General features: G+C 64.3%; 17 protein-coding genes. 5 read left to right on the top strand and 12 right to left on the bottom strand.

Annotated elements, in window-relative coordinates; all coding sequences use genetic code 11:
• Positions 1 to 31 precede the first annotated feature (31 nt).
• Complete coding sequence (locus tag AB3X94_RS14920; RefSeq protein ID WP_176108860.1) at positions 32 to 1,486, top strand: DUF2252 domain-containing protein; 1,455 nt, start codon at positions 32 to 34, stop codon at positions 1,484 to 1,486.
• Positions 1,487 to 1,525: 39 nt separating this feature from the next.
• Here AB3X94_RS14920 and AB3X94_RS14915 read toward each other — a convergent pair whose 3' ends face one another.
• From AB3X94_RS14915 to imuA, 7 genes are all read right to left on the bottom strand, one after another.
• Positions 1,526 to 1,993 (bottom strand): DUF4440 domain-containing protein, encoded by a 468-nt coding sequence (locus tag AB3X94_RS14915; protein WP_176108859.1) that lies wholly within the window; start codon positions 1,991 to 1,993, stop codon positions 1,526 to 1,528.
• 54 nt (positions 1,994 to 2,047) lie between these two features.
• On the bottom strand, positions 2,048 to 4,144 hold the full coding sequence (glgX, locus tag AB3X94_RS14910; RefSeq protein ID WP_368611942.1) for a glycogen debranching protein GlgX: 2,097 nt from the start codon (positions 4,142 to 4,144) through the stop codon (positions 2,048 to 2,050).
• Positions 4,134 to 6,629: a glycogen/starch/alpha-glucan phosphorylase gene (locus AB3X94_RS14905; RefSeq protein ID WP_368611941.1), complete on the bottom strand. Its 2,496-nt coding sequence runs from the start codon at positions 6,627 to 6,629 to the stop codon at positions 4,134 to 4,136. The genes glgX and AB3X94_RS14905 overlap by 11 nt, the downstream gene beginning before the upstream one ends.
• 287 nt (positions 6,630 to 6,916) lie before the next feature.
• Positions 6,917 to 7,876: an SOS response-associated peptidase family protein gene (locus AB3X94_RS14900; protein ID WP_368611940.1), complete on the bottom strand. Its 960-nt coding sequence runs from the start codon at positions 7,874 to 7,876 to the stop codon at positions 6,917 to 6,919.
• A 48-nt stretch (positions 7,877 to 7,924) separates the two neighbouring features.
• Entirely contained in the window at positions 7,925 to 11,074 is a 3,150-nt protein-coding gene (locus AB3X94_RS14895) for an error-prone DNA polymerase (RefSeq protein WP_368611939.1), read from the bottom strand.
• 32 nt (positions 11,075 to 11,106) lie between these two features.
• Positions 11,107 to 12,576, bottom strand: a complete 1,470-nt coding sequence (locus AB3X94_RS14890; RefSeq protein WP_176108855.1) for a DNA polymerase Y family protein — start codon at positions 12,574 to 12,576, stop codon at positions 11,107 to 11,109.
• Positions 12,506 to 13,213: a translesion DNA synthesis-associated protein ImuA gene (imuA, locus tag AB3X94_RS14885; protein WP_026228047.1), complete on the bottom strand. Its 708-nt coding sequence runs from the start codon at positions 13,211 to 13,213 to the stop codon at positions 12,506 to 12,508. Before imuA ends, AB3X94_RS14890 begins: the two co-directional genes overlap by 71 nt.
• 84 nt (positions 13,214 to 13,297) lie before the next feature.
• On the opposite strand from imuA, the gene AB3X94_RS14880 reads away from it, so the two are divergent.
• Genes AB3X94_RS14880 through dctA form a run of 4 tightly spaced genes read left to right on the top strand, consistent with a single transcriptional unit; the run spans position 13,298 to position 16,350 of the window.
• Positions 13,298 to 13,582 (top strand): hypothetical protein, encoded by a 285-nt coding sequence (locus AB3X94_RS14880; RefSeq protein ID WP_176108854.1) that lies wholly within the window; start codon positions 13,298 to 13,300, stop codon positions 13,580 to 13,582.
• A 30-nt stretch (positions 13,583 to 13,612) separates the two neighbouring features.
• Positions 13,613 to 14,020, top strand: a complete 408-nt coding sequence (locus AB3X94_RS14875) for a GFA family protein (protein WP_176108853.1) — start codon at positions 13,613 to 13,615, stop codon at positions 14,018 to 14,020.
• Positions 14,021 to 14,077: 57 nt separating this feature from the next.
• Positions 14,078 to 15,046 (top strand): LysR family transcriptional regulator, encoded by a 969-nt coding sequence (locus AB3X94_RS14870; protein ID WP_368611938.1) that lies wholly within the window; start codon positions 14,078 to 14,080, stop codon positions 15,044 to 15,046.
• Positions 15,043 to 16,350, top strand: a complete 1,308-nt coding sequence (gene dctA / locus AB3X94_RS14865) for a C4-dicarboxylate transporter DctA (RefSeq protein ID WP_368611937.1) — start codon at positions 15,043 to 15,045, stop codon at positions 16,348 to 16,350. Before AB3X94_RS14870 ends, dctA begins: the two co-directional genes overlap by 4 nt.
• A gap of 40 nt (positions 16,351 to 16,390) precedes the next feature.
• Here dctA and AB3X94_RS14860 read toward each other — a convergent pair whose 3' ends face one another.
• The 5 genes from AB3X94_RS14860 to AB3X94_RS14840 form a co-directional block, all read right to left on the bottom strand.
• Positions 16,391 to 17,173, bottom strand: coding sequence for a substrate-binding domain-containing protein (locus tag AB3X94_RS14860; RefSeq protein WP_176108850.1), 783 nt, complete (start codon positions 17,171 to 17,173; stop codon positions 16,391 to 16,393).
• Positions 17,174 to 17,216: 43 nt separating this feature from the next.
• Positions 17,217 to 18,512 (bottom strand): MFS transporter, encoded by a 1,296-nt coding sequence (locus AB3X94_RS14855; RefSeq protein ID WP_368611936.1) that lies wholly within the window; start codon positions 18,510 to 18,512, stop codon positions 17,217 to 17,219.
• 196 nt (positions 18,513 to 18,708) lie between these two features.
• Entirely contained in the window at positions 18,709 to 21,408 is a 2,700-nt protein-coding gene (locus tag AB3X94_RS14850; protein ID WP_176108848.1) for a CoA-binding protein, read from the bottom strand.
• A gap of 10 nt (positions 21,409 to 21,418) precedes the next feature.
• The gene (locus AB3X94_RS14845; RefSeq protein ID WP_176108847.1) at positions 21,419 to 22,723 is read right to left on the bottom strand and encodes an ATP-grasp domain-containing protein; all 1,305 of its coding nucleotides are present in this window, start codon (positions 22,721 to 22,723) and stop codon (positions 21,419 to 21,421) included.
• Positions 22,724 to 23,444: 721 nt separating this feature from the next.
• Complete coding sequence (locus AB3X94_RS14840; RefSeq protein ID WP_176108846.1) at positions 23,445 to 23,759, bottom strand: high-potential iron-sulfur protein; 315 nt, start codon at positions 23,757 to 23,759, stop codon at positions 23,445 to 23,447.
• Positions 23,760 to 23,788: the final 29 nt, after the last annotated feature.

Genomic DNA, 23,788 nt, shown 5'->3' with positions numbered 1-23,788 from the left:
GCTTGATCCCGATTCGAACAAGGAGTGACGCGTGTCTGATTCCGCTGCTGAGAAGTCCATCCAACCCGCCACGGATCGCGCCGATCCGAAGACGCTGGCGGCACAGGAAGATCCGTCCATGCTGTTCGCCGGGCGTGGCTCGCTGGCCGCGCGCATGGAGCAGGGCAAGGCGGCGCGCAAGAAGGCGCCGCGCGCGGAGCTGGGAATCTGCAAGATCGTCGATCGCGATCCCATCGCTCTGCTCGATGCGTCCAACGTGGGCCGCGTGCCGGAGCTGATCCCGATCCGCTACGGTCGGATGGTCGCGAGTCCGTTCGCGTTCTATCGGGGTGCCGCGCCGCTGATGGCGCACGACCTGTCGAAACTGCCTCGTTCCAACGTGAGCGTGCAATTGGGCGGCGATGCGCATCTCGCTAATTTCGGGCTGTTCGCGAGTCCGGAACGGCGCATTCTTTTCGGCCCCAACGACTTCGACGAAACCCTGCCGGGTCCGTTCGACTGGGACGTGCGCAGGCTCGCCGCTTCGTTCGTGATTGCCGCGCGCGAACGAGGCTTTACGATTCGCGACCAGCGCGCCGTGGTACGCCGGCTCTGCGAGACCTTCCGGCAACGGCTCGCCGGATTGAGCAGCATGGACACGCTCGACGTCTGGTATTGCCAGTTCAAGGCAGCGAGCATGCTGGCGATTGCCGATTCGGTGGAGGAAAGACGGAAAGAACTGGCCGTCATCGAAAAGGCGAGGCAGCAATCATCACGTTCCGTGCTGACTCGCGCAACCGAGATGGTCAACGGCAAGCTGCGCATCAAGGACTCGCCCCCGCTCGTGTACCACGTCCCGCTCGAGAGCAAGCACGACCAGAAACAGTACCAAACGCTGGTACGGCGCTTTTTCGCCGACTATCGACTGACGCTTCCCGATGACAGGCGCGCACTGTTCGATCGCTATGAGCTGGTGGATATCGCCATTCGCGTGGTGGGCATCGGCTCGGTGGGAACACGTTGCTACGAGACGCTCTTCATGGCCGACGGAGAGTGCCCGCTGTTCCTGCAACTCAAGGAGGCGCGGGCTTCCGTGCTGGAGGAGTATCTGCCGCCGAGCCGCTATGCCAATCACGGCCAGCGCGTGGTGAACGGGCAGCGTCTGCTGCAGTCGGCCAGCGACATTTTCCTCGGCTGGTCGAAGATGCATCACACCGGCAACGACTTCTACGTGCGGCAATTGCGCGACATGAAGGGGGCGTTCGACTTCACCACGTTCGACGTCGAAGATCTGGGCGAATATGCGGTGTCCTGCGCTCACGCGCTGGCGCATTCGATGGCGAAAGCAGGCGACCCCGCATTGCTCAGCGGATATGTCGGCAAGTCGGAGGCATTCGACGAAGCCGTCGTGCAATTCGCGCTCGCTTATGCGGAGCAGAATGAGGCGGACTGGACGGTTTTGAAAGCGGCAGTCAAGGCGGGACGTATTCAGGCCATTCGTGAATGAGGTTCAAGTCCCAGCCTGATTTCTTCTCAATCGCATCGCCTAATTGCCTTCCGGCATTTTCGACGAATGATGGCTGGTAATCAGCCACTTGTGTCCGTTCCACGCGTAGGTGAACGTATAGCGCGCCTTGACGACCGAGCCGTCCGCGAACTTGAACGTATAGAGCCCCGAGTCGATCGCCGTATTGCATTCGATCATGATGTCGCGGAAGTCGATCGTGCCGACCGGTTTGTTTTCGAGGAAGCGTTTGAAATAGTCGAGCTTTTCGTCGGCGGTCAAACGCGGCTTGTTCGAGACGGTCGGCAGCAGGATCGAGTTCGGTGCGTAGTTCGCCACGACCTTCTGCGGGTCGCCGGTTTTCAGCGAGTCGTTCCAGCGATCGAACAGTGCGGAAATCTGCTTCTCCGAGGCCGGATGGCACGTTTCGGACCTCGCGAATGCGCTGCCATGCACCACGAGCGCAACCATCGCGAGGACGACGGACGGCCCATATACGCTGATTCTCATGATGCCCTCCGCGATCGACATTAGAGGACGACAGACCGGGTGATTTGGGTAACTTCAGCTCGCTTCTTCCAGGACCACGACACTGCGCGCTTCCACGCGGCATTGCTCGCTTTCGATGACGCCCTGCTGCGCAACTTGCACGATGTCATGCGGACTGTTGCGCGCGGTATCGACGATACGCCGCCAGTGCCGCGCGTCTGGCGCGGGCAATTCGACCGTGCGCGCGCAATCGCTCATGTTGAACACCATGTGCAGTGCCGCCTCGCCCGGCTTTTCGCCCCCCAGCGTGACGGCGAGAAGCCGCGCGCCGGCATCGTGCCAGCCGGGCTCGTTCAGGCGCTCGCCATGCCATGCCACATCCGGCCGCGTTTGCCCGGGCGCTGGCCGGCCGGTCAGGAAATTTTGCCGGCGCAAACTTGCGTGGCGCATGTGCAGCGCAATCAATTCACGCACGAAGCGCGACATCGCCGAGCCGGTTTCAGTGGGTGTCCAGTCGAACCAGCTGAGCGCGTTGTCCTGACAATAGGCGTTGTTGTTGCCGCGCTGGCTGCGCAGCACCTCGTCACCGGCGAGCATCATCGGCACGCCCTGGCTCAGGAACAGAATGGCCATCAGGTTGCGCGCCTGGCGCAGCCGCAGCGCGAGAATCGTCGGGTCGGAGGTCTCGCCCTCGGTCCCGCAGTTCCACGACAGGTTATTGGAGCTGCCGTCGCGATTCCCGTCGCCATTGACCTCGTTGAGTTTCGTCTCGTAGCTCACCAGATCGATCAGCGTGAAACCGTCGTGGCACGTGACGAAGTTGATGCTGTTGTCGGGCAGCCTGCCGCCGTCCGCATACAGGTCCGAACTGCCCGCGATGCAGGTGGCGACCTCCCCGATCAGGCCCGGGTCGCCGCGCACGAAACGGCGAATCACGTCCCGATAGCGGCCGTTCCACTCGGCCCACGCCATGCCGGGAAAGGCGCCGACCTGGTACATGCCGGCGGCGTCCCACGCTTCCGCGATCAACGGCACGTGCGCAAGCACACGCGAAGACTCCATCGCCCAGGGCAGCGGTGGATCGGCCATCAGCTCGCCGTGCTGGTCGCGCGCGAACACACTCGCCAGATCGAAGCGGAACCCGTCGACGCCCAGCTCCTCCACCCAGTATTCGAGGCAATGAACGATGAACGCCGTCACCAGCGGATGGTTGCAATTGACCGTGTTGCCGCAGCCGGTGTAGTCCCGATAGCGACGCCGGTCGGTCTCGTCGAGGTGGTAGAAAATATCGTTGACGAGGCCCTTGAAGTTGATGACGGGCCCCGTCTCGCCGGCTTCCGCCGTATGGTTGAACACGACGTCGAGCAGCACCGCGATGCCCGCGGCGTGCATCGCGTCGGTGAGCGCGCGAAACTCCTGCGGCGCGCGCGCGGGGTCCAGGCAGTAGCGAGGATGCGGGCTGTAGAAGCTATGCGTGCTGTAGCCCCAGTAGTTGATCAGGCCGAGAGCTGCCGTCCCTGGCGGAACGTCCTGCTCGTCGAAGGCCATCACCGGCAGCAGCTCGACGTGGGTCACGCCGAGTTGCGTGAGATACGGAATCTTCTCGATCAGGCCGGCGAAGGTGCCGGGATGCTGGACGCCGCTCGACGGATGACGCGTGAAGCCGCCCACGTGCAACTCGTAGATGATCGCGTTGTCGAGGCCGCGCGAGATACGGTTGGGGGGCGCGCGCAGCGGTTCCGTCACGATCGCGCGGTGCGTGGCGTGCGCGGCGGGGTTCGGGTTGCCGGCCCCACGCCGTGTCCACAGAACGTCGCTGACCGCGCGGGCATACGGATCGAGGAGTTCGCGTTCGGGATCGAACGCGAAGCCGCCGGACTGCGTATCGCGCGGACCATCCACTCGCCACGTGTAGTGCGTGCCGAACGGCAGTCCTTCCACCATCACATGCCAGAAGAAGAAGGTTCGATTCTCATCGGTACAGAGAGGGATGATCTGAAACGGCTCGGGGCTGTCCGCGGCCTCGTACAGCAATAGCTCGACGCGCGTCGCGTGGCGGCAGAAGATGCAGAAATTGATGCCCCCGGGCACCGCGCTGACGCCCGTCGGAAACCGCGAGCCGGGGCGAACCGCGTGAGCACGCAGCAATGCCGTTTCAGGGTCATTGGTCAAGGGTGATCCTTATCGGGCAGATCCTCCAGATCTTCTTGCAGTATTCGCCGATGGCCCGGTCGGAGGAGAACTTGCCCGAGCGCGCGGTGTTCAGGATCGACATGCGGGTCCAGCGCCGCGTGTCCTGCCAGGCGGCGCTGACGTCGTCCTGACGCGCCACGTAAGCGGCGTAATCGGCGAGCACGAGAAACGGGTCCGCGTGCAGCAGATTGTCGATGAGCGGGCGGAACATTTCACGGTCGCCGCGCGAGAACTGACCGTCGGCGATCAGTTGCAGTACTTCGCCCAGTTCCGCGTTGTCCTTCACATAGTCCGCGGGGTGATAACCCGCGCGCTTCACTCCTGCCACTTCGTCGGCGGTCAGGCCGAACAGGAAGAAGTTTTCGTCGCCGACTTCTTCGCGGATTTCGACGTTGGCGCCGTCGAGCGTGCCGATCGTCAGCGCGCCGTTCATCATGAACTTCATGTTGCCGGTGCCAGACGCCTCCTTGCCGGCCGTCGAAATCTGCTCGGACAGATCGGCGGCGGGGTACATGAAGTGGCCATTCTTCACGTTGAAGTCCGGATAGAACACGACCTTCAGCCGGCCGTTCACCACCGGGTCGTGATTCACGACTTCGGCAATGCCGTTGATCAAACGAATGATCAGCTTGGCCATCACATAGCCGGGCGCGGCCTTGCCGCCGAAGACGAAACAGCGCGGCGTCAGCGCGAGTTGCGGATCGCGCAGCAGGCGCCGGTACAGTGTGACGATCAGCAACGCGTTCAGATGCTGCCGCTTGTATTCGTGGATGCGCTTGACCTGCACGTCGAACAGCGCGGCAGTATCGACGCCGATGCCGGTGACGCGGCGGATATGCTCGGCGAGCACCGCCTTGTTCGACTGCTTCACGCTGCGCCAACGCTGCTGGAACGCGGCGTCGTCGGCATAGGCTTCGAGCTTGCGCAATCGCGCCAGATCCGTGACCCAGCCAGCGCCGACGGTCTCGTCGAGCAGCCGCGCGAGCCCCGGATTGCAAAGCAGCATGAAACGGCGCGGCGTGACGCCGTTCGTGACGTTGTGAAAGCGCTCGGGCCACAATTCGGCGAAGTCCCGCAGCACGGTTTGCTTGAGCAGCCCGGAATGCAGTTCGGCCACGCCGTTGATCGCGTGGGCGCCGACGGTCGCGAGATGCGCCATGCGCACGAGCTTGTCTCCGCGCTCGTCGATCAGCGACATGCGTGCGAGGCGCGCTTCATCGCCCGGAAAGCGTTGCCGGACCTCGTCGAGGAAACGCCGGTTGATCTCGTAGATGATTTCGAGCAGGCGCGGCAGCAGGTTGCGCATCAGCGGCAACCCCCAGGTTTCGAGCGCCTCGGGCAGCAGCGTGTGATTGGTGTACGCGAGCGCGCGCCGGGTGATGTCCCAGGCCTCGTCCCACGGCAGCTCCTTGTCGTCCACCAGCAGACGCATCAGCTCGGCGACCGCGATCGACGGGTGCGTGTCGTTCAGCTGCACGTTGAACAGATCCGCGAAGTGTCCGAGCGGTTCGCCCTTGATTTCGAGCAGGCGCAGCATGTCCTGCAGCGAGCACGACACGAAGAAGTATTGCTGCGCGAGCCGCAGGCGCTTGCCGATCTCGGGCTCGTCGTTCGGATACAGCACTTTCGACAGCGTCTCGGAGATGACCTTTTCGTTGACGGCCTCGTAATAGTCGCCGGCGTTGAAGTCTTGCAGGTCGAACGACTCGACCGCTTCGCTTTTCCACAGCCGCAAGGTGTTGCAGGTGTTGACGCGATAGCCCGGCATCGGGATGTCGCACGCTACGCCTTTGATCTGCCGCGTGGGGGTCCAGCGCACACGCAGGTGCCCGCGTGCATCGGTCTCGTTGTGCGTGCTGCCGCCGAAGCCGACGTAGTACGCCACCTCGGCGCGCACGATCTCCCACGGATTGCCTCTTTGCAGCCACTTGTCGGTGGTTTCGATCTGCCAGCCGTCGCGAATCAGCTGGTCGAAGATGCCGAATTCGTAGCGGATGCCATAGCCGATGGCCGGGATTTCCAGCGTCGCGAGCGAATCCAGATAGCAGGCCGCGAGCCGGCCCAGCCCGCCATTGCCGAGCCCCGGCTCCTCCTCGATCTCGAGCAGCGTATCGAGGTCGACGCCGAGCGAGGCCAGCGCTTCACGCGCGTTGGCCTCGATGTCGAGGTTGGCGAGGTTGTTGCCGAGTTGCGGGCCGATCAGGAATTCGGCGGAAAGATAGCAGGCTACGCGCGCATCGCTGACGGCGTAGGTCTGGACGGAGGCTGCCCAGCGCGCCAGCATGCGGTCGCGCACACTGTAGGCGAGCGCCATGTACCAGTCGTGCGGCGAAGCGATGGCCGGATAGCGGCCGAGCAGGCACAGCAGATTGTCGAGCACGCCGCGCTGCAGCGCGGCGGCGCTCAGGCCGGTGCGCGCCGCATCCATGCTTTGCGGCGTGGTCGTGGTGGGAGCGTCGTCCATGGAGCTTTCCCCCGGTGCGTGCTGCGCGTGAGGTTCAGAAGGGCCAGACCCAGTCGGCGACCTCGGCGCGGTCCGTGGCGTGCGTATGCGCATGGTGCAGGTGGTGGGCGCGTTGCGCAGGCGCTTCGATGATTGACGGGGTCCGGATCGCACCTGTTCGCGAACCTCTGCGACCGGGTATTTTTTGCCAGCCGACGAAGATTCATAACGCAGAATATGTTACTGCGCGAAGATTGCAAGGATGATCCGGCACCGTATTGCGCGGCCTGGAAAACCGCATGTTGTATTCAGGCCGCGATCCGATGTTCGTAGAACGGCCGGTCCCGATCGTCGAGAATCGCGTACAGCGCTGCCAGATCGTGCGGATCGGGATTCAACCACGCGTCGATATGCTCGGGCTTGATCGGAATGATGCAGCGATCGTGGCCGGCGGCGGCAACCTCGGGTGGCGGATCATCGGTGATGGCCGCGAAGGACAATAGATCGGGCTCGCCTTTGCCGCTCCAGCGGGACCATAAGCATGCGACCAGCATGTCATGGGGCGGGTTGGGGCTGAACTCCAGCCGGACATTTTCATCTTTGTCGCCGGGCGCCAGTTCACGGCCTTCCATCCGCGCGCGCGATACGTTCTCATAGAATGAACTGGCCAGCACGAGTCCATGCGAGTAGCCGAATAGCGTTTTCCAGAAACTTTCGAGACTGTCCCGACGAGCGTTGTACGTGCCCGGATAGCGGGTGTCGTACGATGCGGGCTTGCCGGCGAGGCGGCACTGATAGCGCATCGGCTTGACCACGCGCTGGCCGTTTTCCATCACCAGTACCGGCGCGTAGTAGCCTGGAAAGATGCGCGAGTCGGCTGCTTTGGGATCGACCCGGCGGAGGTCGTCGAGCCGTTCGAGCGTGCGGTCGATCTTGTCTTTGGCGATCCGTTGACTCTCGGTCGCCGCCTTGGTGACTTTGGTCTGCAAGGAGCGCTCGGCATCGGCGAAGCGGGTGCGCTGTTTGAACAGTTCCTGTTCGAGCTTCACGGTCTGCTGCGACCGGAAGCGTTCGATCATCGCCCAGACTTCCCGTTCCGCGTCGGACTGCGGTTCCGAGAACGCGTCTTCCATCGCTTTGGGAATCTTCGCCTGATTGTCTTGCGCGCGTTCGAAGAAAAGCCGCGCGAATTCCTCGATGCTCATCTGCGCGCCGAACATGCGAACGTAGCGCCGGTAGTCCGCCACGATCTGAGCCGAATAGCACATGGATGCCCTCCGTTTGCTGTTCCGATGATACGCATTCGCGCGCTCGCGTCAGCAGAAGTTTCTGCTCGTCGTTTGCAACTTGCCCAGCAGATGGGACATATCGACGAGCCTCTGCGCGACGAGGTGCCGTACTTCTCCCTGACACTGCCACGTGCCGTACACGGCGAGCAGCGTGGCGCCCAACGCTTCCTTGCGCTGTTTTTCGAGCAGGCCCGGCCAGATGATCACGTTGACGTTGCCCGTCTCGTCTTCCAGCGTGACGAATACGACGCCCTTGGCCGTGCCAGGTCGCTGACGCACCGTCACCAGTCCGCAGGCGCGCGCGAGGCGGCCGTCGCGATAGGTCCGCAGCGTCGCGGCCGGCATCAGCCGGTTCGCGAGCAATTGCGGCCTGAGCAGTTCCAGCGGATGGCGGTTCAGCGTCAGGCCGAGCGAGCGGTAGTCGGCGACGATGTCGTGCGCTTCGCTCGGTGCGCCCAGTTCGGGCGTTTCGTCCTGAGTCGCCGCGGCCGCGAGCATATCCTTGTCCGGCACCGCAGCGACCGACTGCCACAGCGCTTCGCGGCGGTTTCCCGCGAGCGCTGCCAACGCATTCGCATCCGCGAGCGCATGCAGGTCTTTGCGGTCGAGCTGCGCGCGGCGCGCGAGATCGTTGACGCTCGCGAACGGACGAACCGCGCGCGCGTTCTCGATCCGTTCGGCGGCGCCGTCCTTCATGCCGCGCAGCAGCGAAAGACCGAGCCGCACGGCGGGGCGCATCGCCCCCGCACGCGGTTCGAGCGAGGAGTCCCAGCCGCTCACCGTCACATCGACCGGCAACACCGTGACGCCGTGCCGCTGCGCATCCTGAACCAGTTGCGACGGCGAATAGAAGCCCATCGGCTGGCTGTTCAGCATCGCGGCGAGAAATGCCTCTGGTTCGTGACACTTGAGCCAGCTGCTCGCATAGACGAGCAGCGCGAAACTGGCCGCGTGACTTTCGGGGAAGCCATATTCACCGAAGCCCTTGATCTGCTCGAAGATCGCCTCGGCGAAGGCCTGGTTGTAGCCGCGCTCCTGCATGCCGAGCACGATGCGGTCATAGTATTTTTCGAGCCCGCCCTTGCGTTTCCACGCGGCCATCGCGCGCCGCAGCTGGTCGGCTTCGCCGGCCGTGAAGCCGGCCGCGAGAATCGCCACCTGCATCACCTGCTCCTGGAAGATCGGCACGCCGAGCGTGCGGCCCAGCGCGGTCTTTAACGCGTCGCTCGGATAGGTGACGGGCTCGAAGCCCTGGCGGCGCTGCAGGTACGGATGCACGGCGCCGCCCTGAATCGGACCCGGCCGCACGATCGCGACTTCGATCACGAGGTCGTAGAACGTCTGTGGCCGCATGCGCGGCAGCATGCTCATCTGTGCGCGCGATTCGATCTGGAACACGCCGACCGTATCGGCGGCTGAAATCATCGCGTAGGTCGCGGGATCTTCAGACGGAATGTCCTGCATTTCGAAACGTTCGCCGCGCTGTTCCGACACGAGGTCGAGTGTGCGCCGGATCGCCGACAGCATGCCGAGCGCGAGCACGTCCACCTTCAGCAAGCCCAATGATTCGAGATCGTCCTTGTCCCACTCGATCACCGAGCGGTCGGCCATCGCCGCGTTTTCCACCGGCACGAGCCGCGTGAGCTTGCCGCGGCTGATCACGAAGCCGCCCGAATGCTGCGACAGATGGCGCGGAAAATTCAGCAGTTGCGCGGCGAGCTTCGCCCAGGCCTGAATCAGCGGCTTGTCCGGATCGAGGCCGGATTCCGCGAAGCGCGCGAGCAGATCCTGGCGGCTATCGAACCAGTGATGCGACTTCGCGACCGCATCGACGATCTGCGGATCGACGCCGAGCGCCTTGCCGGTTTCCCGCAGCGCGCCACGCGGACGATAGGTCGACACCGCCGCCGCGATCGCGGCCCGGTCGCGGCCGTACTTGCGATAGATGTACTGGATCACTTCTTCGCGCCGCTGGTGCTCGAAGTCGACGTCGATATCGGGCGGCTCGCCGCGCTCCTTGCTGATGAAGCGCTCGAACAGCATGTTGCCGCGCGCGGGGTCCACCTCGGTCACGCCGAGGCAGTAGCAGACCGCCGAGTTCGCGGCCGAGCCGCGACCCTGACACAGAATGTGCTGGCTGCGCGCGAAGCGGACGATGTCATAGACGGTCAGGAAATACGGCTCGTACTGCAGGTCCGCGATCAGTTCGAGTTCGTGCTCGATCTGCTGCTGCACGTGATGCGGGATCCCCGCCGGAAAACGCCGCTGCGCGCCGATATAGGTCTCCTGGCGCAAGTACGAGGCCGGCGTATGGCCGGCCGGCACCAGCTCGTCGGGATACTCGTAGCGCAGCTCATCGAGCGAAAACGTGCAGCGGCTCATGATGTCGACCGTCGCGGCCAGCGCGTCTTCCGGGTACAGGTTGGCCAGGCGCAACCGCGAGCGCAGATGCTGCTCGGCGTTCGGCGCGAGATCATAGCCGCACTCATGGACCGGTTTGCCGACCCGGATCGCGGTCATCGTGTCCTGCAGCGGCTTGCGCGAGCGCACGTGCATCACGACTTCGCCAAGCGCGACGACGGGCACGTCGCGGCTCTTCGCGACGAATTCGACCGCGCCGCGATGCATGTCGTCCATCGCGCGTTGATGCAGCACGAGACCGACCCATGCGCGGCCGGTGAAGGTTTCGTCGAGCCATTCGACCTGCGCGTCGAGCGCGTCTTCGCTGGCCGGGAAATCCGGCACCAGAATCGCGAGGCAGTCGGGCATGCCGAGCAGGTGGCGATATTCCTTCTCCGGCCGCGACAGATCCTGCGGCGTGAGCCGGTATTCGCCCTTGGGCGCGCGCATGCGCGCGAGCGTGATCAGCTCGGACAGATTGCCGTAGCCGTTGCGGTTGCGGGCGAGCAGGATCAGGCCGAAGGCCGGCGAACCATCGGCATTGACGAGCCGGAAATACGAACCGACGATGAACGGCAGCTTCGCTTCCTTCGCCGCGACATGCGCGCGCACGACTCCCGCGAGGGAGCATTCGTCGGTGATCGCGAGCGCGGAGTAGCCGAGTTGCGCGGCACGCTCGGCCAGTTCCTCAGCGTGCGACGCGCCGCGCAGAAACGTGAAGTTGGAAAAGCAGAACAGCTCGGCATACGCCGGCAGCATCGTGAAGGTGGTGTCCATGGCCGTTCATCCGCGCATATCAGCCGCGCCTGTCAGCCGAACAGGCCATGAAGGAACCAGCGTTGCTCTTCTTCCGCGTCGCGGCTGCTCACGCGTTCGCGGTAGATCCAGTAGCAGCTCTGGTCGTCCGCCTGCGCGACGAAGTAATCGCGCGTGACGAGCTCGCCGTCGAACCAGCCGCTCTCGATACGCTCGCCCGGCGACACCATGCGCAACGGCGAGCCATAGAACGGGCGGTGCTGGCGCATCAACAGACGCACCGGCGTATCGAGCATCCACGTCGGGCGCGGCAGATTCTGCGGCAGCGGCTCGGGCTTGACCGGCTGCGACACCGGCAGCCAGCGGTTTGCGATCTCCGGGCGATGATCGGCGGTTGGCGCGGGTTTCAGCACGTTCTCTTCGCCGAGCCGCGCGACCAGCAGTTCGAGCAGGCGCTCATGGTCTTCCTGCGAGCCGCCCGGTTCGGGAAACAGCGTGTCCGACGCGGGCGCGGCCGACTCGACGTTCGACGCATCGAGCCGCAACGCAATCACGGGCGCGGCGAGCTCGATGCGATGCAGCCGCTCTTTCAGCAGCCGCATCAGATGTTCTTCGCGCCAGGTCGGCTCGCCGAGCGCGATGTCGATCGTGGTCGGCTCGATCGCATTGCGGCCGCGCTCGTGTTCGAGCGACAGGCGAATGCCGCTGACCGCGAGCTGCTTCGCGCACAGCCATCCGCACAGTTGCACGACGAGCCGCTGCGCGCCGAACACCGCGCCATCCGCGTGTTCGAGCCGGTCCGGCATCTCGATGCGCGCCGAGAACGTGGGCGGCAGTTCGAGCCAGTCGAACAGTTCGGGCGCGGTCCCGAACGCGCGGTCGAGCGAGTCGAGCAGATGTTCGCCGCAGCGGCGCTGCAAGCCGGCGCGGGGCAGGCGGCGCAGATCGGCGATGCGCTCGCAACCAAGGCCCGTGAACCAGTCGGCGAACGGGCGGACTTCGGGCACGGCGAGCATCGGCAGCGCTGAGAGGCGGTGTTCGAGCGACGCGAGCTTCAGCACGCGGCGGTTGCCGAACTTCGCGAGCAGCCACGCGCCCTGGCCGGTCGGCGCGGCGCTGATGCGCGCGGTGAAGCCGAGCGCATCGAGGATGGCCTTGGCGTCGCGACACAGCGCGAGCAGGCCGCCGAAGAGCCGCAGACTCGCGCCGATCTCGACGACCACCGTCGCCTCATCGAGCAGCGCGACTTCGGGCGAGAAGCGCATCAGTGCGATCCCAACCTCGCGATGAGCCGCCGCTTCGCGGCCGCTGTCGCGCTCAACCATCTCGGTTTCCGGCGACAGCGTCAGCACGCCGCCGCGCTTCATGCCCGGACGCACGCCTGCCGAGCGCGCGGCGGGATCGGCCATGACCACCTTGTCTTTCTCCAGCACCGCGCAGCCATGCGCGGGCTCAGGCGACCACTTCGGTCTGAAGACCTCGAGCGGCAACTTTGGCAGATGAACGGCGAGAAAGACGCGCATGTCGGGAAAGCAGAACGGGTGTGGGTTGAAGGGGAATCGACAGGGGCTCTGCGCGAGCGGGCCCTCGTCGTTTCACGATGTCGATGGTCAGACCTTCGGCCGATGGCCTGAGCGCGAGCCGCAGCAGCGCGGGCGACGCGTCCTGCGCGGTGGCGAGCGGCCGCACCATGATGAAAAGCGTCTCCGACGACTGCGCGGCCAGATGCAGGCGGCGCAGCGACGACGCCTGCGCGTATTGCGCCCAGAAGATCAGCGCGCCGCAACTGCCGGCGCGCAGGATCTGCTCGGCGGACCACAGCGCGTCGGCGGTTTTCGGCGCGTTGATGCGCAGCACCTGCTGCAGCGACAGGCCGATGTAGTTGAGCCCGAGGCCGTCCGGCGTGTGCGGCGGCTGCACGAAGGCGACCGGACGCTCGCCGACGGCGCTGAGCGCCGGCTGCAACAGCCGCAGTTCGCCGACGCCGGCCTGCTGCACCAGCAGATCGACCAGCGCGCCGAGCGGCCAGCCGCCGCCGGGCAATTCCGCCGACAGGGCCGGATAGCCGGTATCGACGCTGCGGCCGCGGCCAGCGCCAAGCTGGGACGCCCGCCACAAGGACGGGTGTATGGCTTCCGGTGCTGGCAGGGCGGTTGTCATTTGCGAAAATACCTGTATGGATATACAGTATCCTACATCGTTTTCAAGATATGGCGAATAGGCACTTTTTTCGGGAGCGGATGAATGGACATGCGAGTGCGCAAGCCGGCCGGGCATCCGATGCCCGAGATCGCGGCGTTCGTGGCCGAACTGAAAGCGGCGTTCGGCGAGCCGGGCATCGATGAAGCGATTCGCCGCGGCAAGGCGGGCGAGCCGAGCTTTCATGCGCGGGAAAACGGCCGCTCGGTGGGAACGGCGCGGCCGGCCGAGGCGAACGTCTGGCGCGTGGATCGCGCGGTGCGTGACCGCCACTACTGCGAGGGTTGCGACGGCTCGTGCGTTGGCAGCGCGAAGTCGTGCCGTCCATAATTGCAGCGGCCCTCAACCTCGGAGAACCCCATGCTGCGCACGTACCTCGGAAGCTGCCATTGCCAATTCGTGAAGTTCGAGGCTCGCATCGATTTCGACAAGGGCACGTCGAAATGCAATTGCAGTTATTGCAGCAGGCTGCGATTCTGGCACGTGCAGGTTCGCCGGGAGGACTTTCGTCTGCTTTCGGACGAAGCCGCGCTCAGCGAATATCAGGGGAAAAATGCGGTCGCGCATCATCCGTTCTGCCGGCGCTGCGGGGTCCATGTATTCGATCGGATCGATATGCCGAACGGCACGGGGTATCCGTATATCAACGTCAACATCATGTGCATCGATGAACTCGATCTCGATGCGGCGTTGAGTGCGCCCGTGATCTATCGGGATGGGTTGCACAACGACTGGGGCAATCCGCCCGAGCAAACGCGGCATCTTTGATCGCTGCGTCTCCTGAATAATGCAAAATAGCCGGATTCCAAGATGCGGAGACCGGTCGTGGGCGTCAACTTCGACTTGAACGACTTGCAGGCGTTTCGCGCGGTGGTGGAGCTGGGCAGCTTCCGCAAGGCCGCCGAGGCGGTGAGCATTTCCCAACCGGCCTTGAGTCGTCGGATCGACAAGCTCGAGGAAGCGCTCGGCGTGCGTCTCTTCGAGCGAACCACGCGTAGCGTCACACTCACAACTGTCGGCCGCGTGTTCGCCCCGAGCGCGGAACAACTGCTGGATGACCTCGACATCGCACTGCTCGGCATTCGCGATGTTTCATCGAGCCGCCTGGGTCATGTGACTATCGCGTGCGTGCCATCGGTGGCGTACTACTTTCTGCCGAGCGTCATCGCGAGCTACCATCACCGCTTTCCACGCATCCGGGTCAAGGTTCTGGATGCGAGCGCCAACGAGGTGCTTGGCGCCGTCATCAGCGGCGAGGCTGATTTCGGCGTGAGCTTCATGGGCAGTCAAGAGTCCGAGATCGAGTTCAAAGTCCTGCTGCAAGAGCGGTTCGTTGCTGCTTGCCGCCGCGATCATCCCCTCGCACGCAAGAAGCGCGTGACCTGGACCGAGCTTTACGAGCACGATTACGTCTCGGTCGACAAGACTTCCGGCAACCGTCTGTTGCTCGACCAGGCGCTCTCGAGCGTCGCGCCACGTGCGCCGAGCGTCTGCGAGACGCGACACGTGACGACCATGCTCGGGTTGATCGAAGCGGGGCTCGGCGTCGCCGCCGTGCCGTCGATGGCCATGCCCGGACATGACCACCCGATCCTCACGAGCGTGCCGCTCGTCGAACCGGTGGTGAGACGACGCGTGGGAATCGTAAGACGGCGCGGACGGCCGCTCACACCGGCCGCCCAGGAGTTTCATCGGACGATCATCGAGATGAAGCGCGCCGGAGCCGCAAGGGGTGATGCCGTGGGCAATAACGCAACGGCGACAGTCAAGACAGGAAGGAAGACCGCATCGTGACGTTGGCAAGACCGATTCGTCCGCTCTATGTGCAAGTCCTGCTGGCCATGGTGATCGGCATGATCCTCGGCCATTTCTGGCCGGCAACGGGCGCGCTGCTCAAGCCGCTCAGCGACGCGTTTCTCGGGCTCGTGCGGATGATGGTCGCGCCGATCGTCTTCTGCACGATCGTCTCGGGCATTACGTCGCTCGCCAGCGGGAAGGCCATCGGACGCACGATCATCCAGGCGCTGGCGCTTTTTTATTGCCTGACGGCCGTCGCGCTGGTGTTCGGACTCGGCATCGCGTTCGTGCTGCGACCTGGCGCGGGCATGCACATCGACGTACATCATCTCGATTCGAGCATCCTCGCGCAATATACGAAGCACGCGCAGGCGGGCGGACTCGTGGCGTTCGGGTTGAGCGTGATCCCGGAGACGATGCTCGGGGCCTTCGAGAAGGGCGAGGTGCTGCCGGTGCTGCTGCTCTCGCTGCTGTTCGGCTTCTCTCTGAATTCATATCCGCAGGCCGGCCGGCCCGTGCTCGCGCTCATCGACGGCGTCGCCCAGATCCTGTTTCGCGTCCTCGCGATGATCATGCGGCTCGCTCCGCTCGGAGCGTTCGGCGCGATGGCGTTCACGGTGGGCCGCTTCGGCATCCGCTCGGTCGGCTCGCTCGGCATGCTGATGGTGTCGTTCTACGTCGCATGCGTGATGTTCGTTGCGCTGGTGCTCGCGCCGCTCGCGCGGCTGCACGGTTTCGCGCTTTGGCGACTCCTGCGCTACCTGCGCGAGGAATTGCTCATCGTTCTCGCGACATCGTCGACGGAGCCGGTGCTGCCGCGTTTGATCGGGAAGCTGGAGGCGCTCGGTTGCGACAAGGGCGTCGTCGGGCTCGTGCTGCCCGCGGGCTATTCGTTCAATCTGGACGGCACCGCGATCTATCTGACGCTCGCCTCGATGTTCATCGCTCAGGCGTGCGATGTGCCGCTATCCGCGTCTCAGACCGCGACGATGCTCGCCGTCATGCTGCTCACTTCCAAGGGCGCGGCCGGCGTGTCCGGCAGCGGGCTGGTCGCGCTCGTCGCTACGCTCACGGTGATTCCGGACTTGCCGGTTGCCGGGGCGGCGCTGCTGGTGGGCATCGACCGCTTCATGTCCGAGGCGCGGGCGCTGACGAGCGTCATCAGCAACGCGTGCGCAGTGATCTTCGTTTCGATGTGGGAAGGCGCGTGCGATCGAGCACGTCTCGCACAGATGCTCAGGGCGCCCGAGCCCGCCCGCCCGGACGTCGCGAATGATCCCGCGACAGACGCCTTGCGGTGACGGGAATGCTGGCTGAGACAAGCCTTCCCGTGGTTCTGCCTCAATGCGCCAGGACGGAATCGAGCCCGGTCGATTTCACTTCCGCTTGTACATCGGGTGAAGCAAGATAGTCGAGAAGCGCTTTCGCTTCCTTCGGATGCCGCGCACCGACGGGAATGCCGGCGGCGAAACGCGTGACGGACTGCAGAGACTCGGGAATCTTGCCGACGAACGTGGCACCCTGGACGGGCAGCAATTCGCTCACCTGCTGGAAGCCGATTTCGTAGTCCCCGTTTGCCACCACCGACGCCACCGGAATCCGCGGGATCATCTTCGCCTTCGACCTGACCTGATCCTCGATGCCCAGCTTCTTGAACAGCTCTCGCTCGATATAGACGCCGCTCGCGCTGTCCGAGTAGGCGATCGACTTCGCCTGCAACAGGGTCTGCCTGAGGCCCTCGGGGGAGCCGATGTCGGGCTTCACCGCCCCTTCGCGCACGACCATGCCGATGCGCGAATCGGCCAGCTCTACCCGCGATCCGGGGATGACCTTGCCTTGCTTGATCAGCTCGTCGAGTGCGTAGCCGACCATGATGACGGCGTCCGCGGGCTCGCCGCGCTCGAGCCTGTTGGGGATCGCTTCGGGCGATTTGCCCATCGAGGGCCCGAGCGAGGTGTCGAGCGTGTTGCCAGTCTGGGACGCGAACTTCGGGCCGAGCACCTTGTACGCGGCGGTGAAGCCGCCGGAGCTCATCACGTGCAGGTCGGCGGCCTGCACGTTCGCCGCAGCGGCCGAGCTTGCGACGAGCGCCGCGGCGCAAAGTTTCAGAAGCAGATTTTTCATGGTGATGGTCGTGTGCGGTTGCGATGGATGCGGGGCAAGCGCATCAGTGCGCCGGTGTCAGCGTTACTGCGCGGCGGCGATAGAGCGCGAACGTCGCCAAAAGCGCGCACGCTGCGGCGAGGCTCATCCAGTATCCGGGCGCGGCCTTGTCGCCAGTCATATGAATGAGCGCCGTCGAGATCGCGGGCGTGAAGCCTCCGAACACGGCCGTCGCGAGGCTGTAGGCGAGCGAGAACCCGGCAACGCGCACCTGCACCGGCATCACTTCCGTGAGCGCGACGACCATCGCGCCGTTATAGATGCCGTACATGAACGAGAGCCAAAGGAGGACGAGCAGCATGTTGACGAAGCTCGGCGCGTGAGCGAGCAGCGACAGTGCCGGGTAGGCGGTCGCGATGGCGAGCACCGTCATGGCGACGAGGAGCGGCCGGCGGCCGAGCTTGTCGGAGAGCGCCCCGCCGATCGGCAGCCACACGAAGTTCGATACGCCGACACACAGCGTCACGAGCAGGCTGTCGGCGGTGCTCAGGTGCAGGACCGTCTTGCCGAAGGTCGGCGCGTAGACCGTGATGAGGTAAAAGCTCGTGGTGGTCATCGCCACCAGCATCATGCCTGCGACGACGACGGCCCAGTTCTGGACCAGCGTGCCGAATACTTCCTTCATGGTCGGACGATGCTGGCGCGCCTTGAACTCCTGCGTTTCCTCCAGATTGCGACGCAGCATGAAGATGAACGGCACGATCATGCAGCCCACGAAGAACGGCACGCGCCAACCCCACGCTGCTATGGCCGATGCGTTCAGCCACTGATTGAGCCCGAAGCCGAGGCCCGCGGCGACGACGATCGCCACCTGTTGGCTCGCGGACTGCCAGCTCGTGAAAAACCCTTTGCGGCCGGGCGTGGCCATCTCGGCAAGATACACCGACACGCCGCCCAGCTCCGCGCCCGCCGAGAAGCCCTGCAGCAGCCGTCCGAGCAGCACGAGCGCGGGCGCCAGAAGTCCGATCGTCGCGTAGCCCGGTACGAACGCGATCAGGATCGTGCCGCTCGCCATGATGGAAAGCGTGACGATGAGGCCCTTGCGGCGGCCGACGTCGTCGATGTAGGCGCCGAGCACGATCGCGCCCAGCGGGCGCATCAGGAAGCCGGCGCCGAACACGGCGAACGTCATCATCAACGAGGCGAACTCGCTGTGGGCGGGAAAGAAAACGTTGGCGATCTGCGTGGCGTAGAAGCCGAACAGGAAGAAGTCGAACTGCTCCAGGAAATTCCCGGCCGTTACACGGAAAACCGTGGCGGCCTTCGAACGTCCGGTGGAAAGGTTAGACGAGGGGTGCATCGAGGTGTCTCCTGAGATCTTGAAAAGACGCGGTGGTCCGGCCGATTATGGTTTTGGCAATATTGGCCTGGAGGCGGCAAAACGATAAGTGCAACTTTCGGAACGATTGATGTTCTGCCGTTATCAATCGCGGCCCTGCCGTCGCCACCGCGCCGCGCAACGCGAGCACGGCGGCGGCCGTCAGAGGCCTTTTTTGTCACGCAACGAAGTGGCATTGGGAAGCGGCCGTGCGCGTATCCATATTGCGTCCGCGGTTCAGGTGATCGTCAATTTCAGCAGCGCAGCCGAGCATGCGCGGATAGAGAAAGATCGTGAACGCGGCCGTTTCGAGATCCGCCTCGCTGAACGCTCCGCGCCTGAGCGGCTTCCACAGCATCTTGAGCAGCAGCGCGGCGATCACTGCGTCGACATTGACGCAATAGACGTTACGCGACACGCCGGCATCGAAAAGCGCCTGAACGAGCGCGCGGTAATACGCATGGAACACGTTGTACTCTCCGCGAGCTTCATAGAGGTTCGCTATGAAGACCTCACGCGGGTCGTGATTCACCGGCTTGTCTTTGAAGACCGGATGGTTCACACCCGGAAGTTTCGCGATGTCGAGACTGCCCGCATGCTTCTGGCGTGCCTTGTACTGCGCGTAACGATCGACAGAGCGGCGCGCGAGCGCTTCCAGGTCGACGGCATGGTGCGCATCGGAAGGATCATCGAGGCCGCTGTCGCGGAACGCCTCGTTGAGGAACGCAATGCCTTCATAGCCGTTGCCGCCATGCGTATAGCCGGTGTGTGTGAGGAAACCCGCGAGCGCCTTGTTCAACTGCACGCGCTCGGGGCTCTCGGGGCCATCTGCGGATACCGCGCCCTTTGCGCCCTGGGCCGAAATCGCGCCTGGTCCGTTTGTCAGCAACAAGCCGGCGAGCGTCCTGAAGGCGAACAAATCGTCGGCGGTGGGTTTCAGGTTGAGGAGCGCCGCGAAAGCGATTTCGGTCAGGGTGCGCTCGCCAAGCAGTTCTTCGGTGGCGAAGCCGCAAAAGCCCTCGGAGCTGTGGCGCGAAGCATCCGCCGAAGCGCCGATCATCGTGCCGAAGAGTTTCGTCCACCACGGCAGACTTTCCGCCGTCAGGCGCGAGATGCGCTTGCGCATGAGCGGACCCCAGGCGAGCGTCGTCGTGATGGCCGCGAGCACGGCTTCCGAACGCGGATGTCCCGGGCCGCACGCCAGCCACCGGATGATTGCGGAACTCACGCCGCGCGCGGCGAGCGCCGCGAGCATCGCTTGCGCTTTCGGGTCGGGTTCATCGGAGAAGAGCGCCGCGCTGCCGGTGGTATCGACGGCACCGGTATCGAAAGTCTCATCGAATGCGTCCGTGAGCCTGGCTGCCGCGAAGCGGTCGATCATGAGTGCTGCCGCCTCGCGCGCGGCGCGCTGACGAATCGGCCCGACGATCGCCGCCGCGGCCGCGAGCACGGCGTTGGGCGCGTTGCCCGCCTCGCGCGAAGCCTGCGCGGCCGCCAGTTCCGGCGTGCCGTGCAAGTTCACCGCCGCGCCAACCGCCACGTCGATGAGCTTCGCGTCGTTCGCTCCGCCCAATTCGTGCAGTAGCGCGAGACAGACATTCGCTTCGAGCGAGTGGGTCGCCGCTTCGAGCATCGACACGCCGTGCAGGCTGCTCACCTGCGATCTCGCGTCCATCTGAGAGGCGCCCGAGGCATCCTTCATCGGCTGGCGCGGCGGGACCGCGCCTATATGGCTGTTCACCCGCGCCACCTGCTCGTTGTACGGCGCGATGGCTTCCACCACAGGCAGGGCGAGTTCATCGGGCAGTGCGAGACCCTGATCCGAGCCAAACCACGGTTTGAGCGCAAGGCTGCCTTCGGGCTCGAAGTCGGGCATCGTCGCGTTCTCGCGCATCACCGCCGTGAGTGCCGCCGGAATGTGCGCGATGTTCGTCACCACCGCGCCCTTTGCCGAGCAGCACGGATCGTCCGGCGTGAAGAGCCGCTCGACGCCAAACTTCTCCATGAACCAGCGCTCTTTCGCGCGCGCATCGTCGGCGCCGCCCGCCATTGCGCCCGCGTGGCCCACCGCACGCGTGAGACGGCTCTTCCAGCGTCCCACCACGCACGCGACGACCGGTTTCGTGAATGCGGCGTCGGCCTCGTAGTAGCCGCCCGGCTCGCAGTACAGCACGGCGGCCTTGCTGCGCGCGTCGTTGGCGAGGGCGAAGGCGAATTCCGGCGCGGCATAGTGGATGTAGACGTCCTTGCCGCTGGAGACCACGGTCGACGTGCCCCAGCCGCTCATGCGCAGATATTGCGCGATGGTGGTGCTGAATCCGCCCGAGTTGGAAAAGATCGCGATCGAGCCCTGCCGCAAGGTCGCGCCGGGATCATCGCCGCCGAGCGCGCCGCCGATGCGCACGCGCTGCCACGAATCCGCGACGCCCAGTCCGTTTGCACCAAAGATGTCGATGCCGGCCTGCTGGCCCATCGCTCGAATTTCCCGTGCGTCGTGCACCGAGATCTTCTCCGTGATGATGAAGATCTTGCGCAGATCGGGATTCACGCGGATCAATTCGGCTACGCCGTCGCGCGCGGCCGAAGGCGGCAGGTACACGACGCCGCAATTGAACCGGTGCCCGGCTTCGAGGCCTTCGCGCACGTTGTTGTAGACGGGGATATCGCCCGCGGGAGTCGCGAGCACCTGTCCGCCTTTGCCAGGCGCCGTGCCGAACACGACGTTCGCGCCCGAAAACGCATGGCTCACCGGCGTCACCTCCGACGACTCGCCGCCCAGTATGTTGAGCACGCATACCCGGTCTTCGCGCGTGGCGATGTGTGCGAGCGACTGGATGCCTACGAAATACCTGAAATGATTGTTTCCTCGCTTGACCACGTCTATCTCCTTATGCCACGTGCGTTTCTGCTTGCGGGTGCGCCTCGCGCGCGCCGATACGCGCCGCGACCTGCGCGCGTCCGCCCGATTGCATCCACGCATCGGCCTTGCGTGCGTACTGGATCACTTCGCTGATGTCGGAATCGAACCCGAAGAGGCGATAGGGCAGGCCGAGCGCATCACAGGTGTCGCGCAGTGCGGACATGCCACGCACGAGGTTCGGGCCGCCGCGTCCGAGGACGACATAGAGCGGCGTCGGACCGTGCTCGCTGAAGTGCTCGCGCAGTGCATCGGCCATCGCGCGCAGCGTTTCGTATATGTCGGTGTTGTTGGACTTGCCGCCAATGATGAACAGTACGTTGGACTGCTTCAGCCAATGTCGGAAGCAGATGCGCGCCACTTCCTTCATCTTTTCGTAGGGCGGATTGCCGCCAAAATCCGACGAGATGATGGCCGCGTCGCCCAACATCTCCGTGACGAGCGAATTGGCTCCGCCGCCGAACGTGGGCGCGAGGATCGTTCCCTTGTCGTTGATCACGTAGACATCGCTTTGACCCTGGTGAGTGCGAAGCTGATTGATCTCCTGCTCAAAGTCCGAGTAGTCCGCGGCGAACAGGTGAGCGGGCAGGCCGAGACGGGAGAAGCGCGGGTCGTCGCGATCGAATCCACATTTGAAGTCGCAGGCCACCGGAATGAGGCGCCCCTTCCTGTCCTCGCGCATGCGGATCGGATTCAGTTCGAGCGTGGTCATGCCGAAGTCGTGAAAGAGCTCCCAGAGCTTGGGCAACTGCTGCACGAGCGGAGAAATGATCTCGCGCGGCGCACCGATCTCGCTCAGCGCATTGGCGACGACGAACGCTTTCAGGCCGGTCAACGCATCGAAGGGCACCATTGCGACGTGCCTGGGATCGACCTCCTCGATATCCATGCCGCCCCTATGCGAGAGCGTCATGGTCGGAGCGCGAAAGCGGGTGGAATCGGTAATCGAAAAGTAGACTTCGTGTTTGGCTGGTACTCCGGCTTCGAACGTCACGCCGTTCGCCTTGGCCCTTACGTGCCCCACGATATGCTCGGCGAAGTAGAGGCGCTCTTTCTCCGCAAGCGCGGTCTTGAGATCGGTCGCGCGGCCGAGCAATCCGGCCTTGCCCTTTTTGCCCACGCCGCCCTTGAATACCGGCTTGATGAAGATCTGCTTGTGACGGTCGATCAGCGACTTGATCTCTTCCTCGCTCGCCCCGGGCCCCAGCACTTCGCTGGCCGGAAATCCGACAAATTGCAGCAGGCGCGCGCCGTGCAGCATTCCAGTGATTTGCATATAGAAGTCTCCTGAATTTTCTTGCGATATGAACGGAAAGCGGCTTTGCATGCGACCAGTGCTGCTTCGCTCGCAGCAGGTGCGAGCGAAACCCGCGTCGTCGAGCGCGTGCTTGTGGCAGCGGGAATCAACGGCGACGTGTGTCGTGCAAAAGATGCGTCGGTGCGCAGCGCCGCGAACGTGACTCGAGCTCGCAGTCGGATGCGCTGATAGGAACGGCGTCACGCGCTTGTAGGTTCTTCTTCTAATGCGCTGTTCTTTTGAACCGTTTTCTCGGGCTTCTGTGACACATAGTTGCGCAAGAAGACCAGGAGTAGAAGTGCGATTTTTGGAAGCATTGATGCATGGGCGTTATCAATGCCAATGCTGCGACCGGGTGACAGCGCTCGTAGTTTTACGAAGATCTTTCGAGTCCAACTAGTCGAATCAAGCCAATCCGGTTTCCCTGCAATTGCGCCGGTCAGGGGGCTCTTCGCGGATGGTGGGGCATGTCCGGCAGGTGGGCGTCCAGTCGATGGCGTTCCGATGTGAACTGAGCGAACTGGGGGTTGAATCTGGAAGGATCATCGAGCGTGCCGGCGTAGAGCGTCACGATGTCCGGCGCGTGATGCGGGCTTAGCAGAGCTCCAACGTCGTTCAGCAATCGCATCGAATCAGCGAGCGAAGCGTCGGCAGACCCGTCGCGCGTGCGCCGTTTCGCGGCGCACCCACGGACCAGCGCTCAAGCTCGTGGCGCATAGACGTTGCACCAGCCTTCAGCGGCAACGGATTTGCCGGGGAACATCGGGCACGGTCCGGCGGCCTCACCCGCTGCGCCGGTATAGAAACGACAGTTCGCGCAGGTCTGGCCCGCGTGGTACTTGGGGAACTTCGCGGCGTCGACGCTGCTCGCTTTCGCACGATAGCCGAGCGAGCCGGCCGTGGCGTCGTTTTCATCGACGGGCGGCGGCGCGGCGAGCGCGAGGTCGGCGCTGGCGAGTGCGGCGCACAGGCCCGCGGCCTGGAGAATGAAGTGTCTGCGATTGTGAGAGACCATGATGGTGTCCGGAGAAAAGAAATGGGTCG

The sequence above is a fragment of the Paraburkholderia sp. BR10923 genome (assembly GCF_040948765.1).
GTDB classification, from domain to species: Bacteria; Pseudomonadota; Gammaproteobacteria; order Burkholderiales; family Burkholderiaceae; genus Paraburkholderia; species Paraburkholderia youngii.
Note: the sequence above shows the minus strand (reverse complement) of the source record. Positions and strands in the feature narration are given on the sequence as shown.

Coding starts and splice junctions, on each gene's coding strand:
- AB3X94_RS14855 (WP_368611936.1), bottom strand. CDS start 18,512: ATGCACCCCTCGTCTAACCTTTCCACCGGACGTTCGAAGGCCGCCACG.
- AB3X94_RS14905 (WP_368611941.1), bottom strand. CDS start 6,629: ATGGACGACGCTCCCACCACGACCACGCCGCAAAGCATGGATGCGGCG.
- AB3X94_RS14890 (WP_176108855.1), bottom strand. CDS start 12,576: ATGCGCGTCTTTCTCGCCGTTCATCTGCCAAAGTTGCCGCTCGAGGTC.
- AB3X94_RS14900 (WP_368611940.1), bottom strand. CDS start 7,876: ATGTGCTATTCGGCTCAGATCGTGGCGGACTACCGGCGCTACGTTCGC.
- AB3X94_RS14915 (WP_176108859.1), bottom strand. CDS start 1,993: ATGAGAATCAGCGTATATGGGCCGTCCGTCGTCCTCGCGATGGTTGCG.
- AB3X94_RS14880 (WP_176108854.1), top strand. CDS start 13,298: ATGGACATGCGAGTGCGCAAGCCGGCCGGGCATCCGATGCCCGAGATC.
- AB3X94_RS14845 (WP_176108847.1), bottom strand. CDS start 22,723: ATGCAAATCACTGGAATGCTGCACGGCGCGCGCCTGCTGCAATTTGTC.
- AB3X94_RS14860 (WP_176108850.1), bottom strand. CDS start 17,173: ATGAAAAATCTGCTTCTGAAACTTTGCGCCGCGGCGCTCGTCGCAAGC.
- AB3X94_RS14840 (WP_176108846.1), bottom strand. CDS start 23,759: ATGGTCTCTCACAATCGCAGACACTTCATTCTCCAGGCCGCGGGCCTG.
- AB3X94_RS14875 (WP_176108853.1), top strand. CDS start 13,613: ATGCTGCGCACGTACCTCGGAAGCTGCCATTGCCAATTCGTGAAGTTC.
- imuA (WP_026228047.1), bottom strand. CDS start 13,213: ATGACAACCGCCCTGCCAGCACCGGAAGCCATACACCCGTCCTTGTGG.
- AB3X94_RS14895 (WP_368611939.1), bottom strand. CDS start 11,074: ATGGACACCACCTTCACGATGCTGCCGGCGTATGCCGAGCTGTTCTGC.